Here is a 1,661-nt window from a genome sequence, read left to right as displayed (position 1 = left end):
GACAGCGGCTTCGTCGTCCCGCAGCGGCAGGACCCTAGAGCTCGATGGTCCCGTGGTCACCCGTGTCGGGCTGGCTCTGCTTGCCGAGTGCGGCCTTGAGGGTCTGCACGAGGCTCCCCACGGGGCCGGTGTCCTGGGTCCAGTACTCGACCGAGTCCCCCTCGACCGTCAGGAGCCGGATCGACGGGTCCTGGCGTCCCTCGGGGAACCACGCCTCCGCGAACGGCGACCACAGCTCGTCGATGACGCTCTCGTCCCGCGTCACGGTGGCGGTGCCGGCGATCGACAGGTACCCGCCCTGCGACTCGATCGCGACGTTGACGTGCGGGTTGCGAGCGATGTCCTCGACCTTCTCGCTGCCGTCCTGCACCAGGAAGCGGAGCGTCCCGTTGAACGCCTTGTCCTGCACCGCCAACGGCCGCGCGTGCAGTGCTCCGTCGGCGTTGACCGTGGTGAGGAGCGCCGTGCGGGCTCCGTGGACGATGTCCGAGATGGCTGCTCGCTGGTCGGCCTGGGTGTCGGTCATGGTTGGTCCTCCTCGTCGTGCGCCCCGTTGTGCCCGACGTGCGGCCGGGTCTCCCCCGGGGCGCGTTCCGTTCGGACCAGTGTGCTCCGGGACGCTGGGACGCGTCTGCCCGGAGGCACGGCTCCCGCGGGCCCACCCCGCAGAACCGGTCGTACCCCGCAGAACCGGGCGTCCCTGGCGGAACCGGGCGTACCTGGCGGAACCGGGCGCACCTGGCGGAACCGTGCGCACCTGGCGGAACCGGGCGCACCTGGCGGAATCGGGCGTACCTGGCGGAACCGGGCGTACCTGGCCGAACCGGGCGTACCTGGCCGTGCGGCGGCGACAGGTACGCCCGGATCGACAAGCCATCGCGCCGGCAATGGGAAAGAACGCGCGCGGGGAACCGCCGGCGCGGCTCCTCAGACGGCGGGCTCGCGGATCGTCGTCTCGACGTCGACGACCTGCGGGATCCGCGGCATGGACGCGAAGCCGAACGCGACCGGCGGGTCCAGCGGCGCGATCGACCCGAGTGGCGTCCCTGCCCAGGTCCCCCGCACGCCGGTGACGTCGTGCGCCCCGGTCACGCCGTAGTACTCGCGGCGACCGTTCCCCGCCGTGCCCGCCGTCCCGGCGCCTGGCGCGAGGAGCCGGGCGACCGGGTCGATCACGGTGAGCCACCGCCAGTCCCGGGCGATCGGCTTCGGGACGATGCGGAGCACCCGGCCGAGCGGTGAGATCGCGCCGACGTCGATCGACGCCTGCAGGGGTCCGGCGTCGAGCTCCAGGCCACGGGCGGTCCGACGCGTCCGGACGTCGACGACCGACACGGTGTCGAAGCGGTAGGTGCCGGAGACGTAGGCCGCGACGAGCTCGTCGGGGGCGAGGAGCACCGAGCTGCCGTCTGCCTGCTCGAGGAACACGTCCGTGAACGGGCCGAACGGGGACCGCTCCCACATGCCGACGACGATCCGGACGCCGGACGTGCTGCCGACGCCGAGGATCTTCCCGCGGAAGCGTCGTTCGGTGGGCTCGGGGTTCCGGGACATGCGCCGGACGCTACCCGGGGACGCCGAGAGCAACGTGACGGGGGTGCGCCGTGCCTCCAGGCCGGACCGGGGGCTGTCCCTTATACTCATCTGCCCCTGCCGTCGCA

Annotated in this window: 2 protein-coding genes; both read right to left on the bottom strand. The window is 72.6% G+C overall.

The genetic code is table 11. The features are described from left to right. Positions 1–34 precede the first annotated feature (34 nt). Positions 35–526: a pyridoxamine 5'-phosphate oxidase family protein gene (locus NS184_RS18505; RefSeq protein ID WP_058727227.1), complete on the bottom strand. Its 492-nt coding sequence runs from the start codon at positions 524–526 to the stop codon at positions 35–37. A 401-nt stretch (positions 527–927) separates the two neighbouring features. Then, a complete protein-coding gene (locus NS184_RS16895; protein WP_058727226.1) occupies positions 928–1,554 on the bottom strand; it encodes a hypothetical protein in 627 nt (208 codons plus the stop codon). Between the last annotated feature and the right edge of the window lie 107 nt (positions 1,555–1,661).

The organism is Curtobacterium luteum (genome assembly GCF_001475545.1).
Taxonomy (GTDB): Bacteria; Actinomycetota; Actinomycetes; order Actinomycetales; family Microbacteriaceae; genus Curtobacterium; species Curtobacterium luteum_A.
The sequence above is the reverse complement of the archived record's forward strand: the minus strand, read 5'-3'. Positions and strand labels throughout refer to the sequence as shown.

Bases quoted from the DNA above. Each gene is read 5' to 3' on its own strand.
- NS184_RS18505 (WP_058727227.1), bottom strand. From the start codon at position 526: ATGACCGACACCCAGGCCGACCAGCGAGCAGCCATCTCGGACATCGTC.
- NS184_RS16895 (WP_058727226.1), bottom strand. From the start codon at position 1,554: ATGTCCCGGAACCCCGAGCCCACCGAACGACGCTTCCGCGGGAAGATC.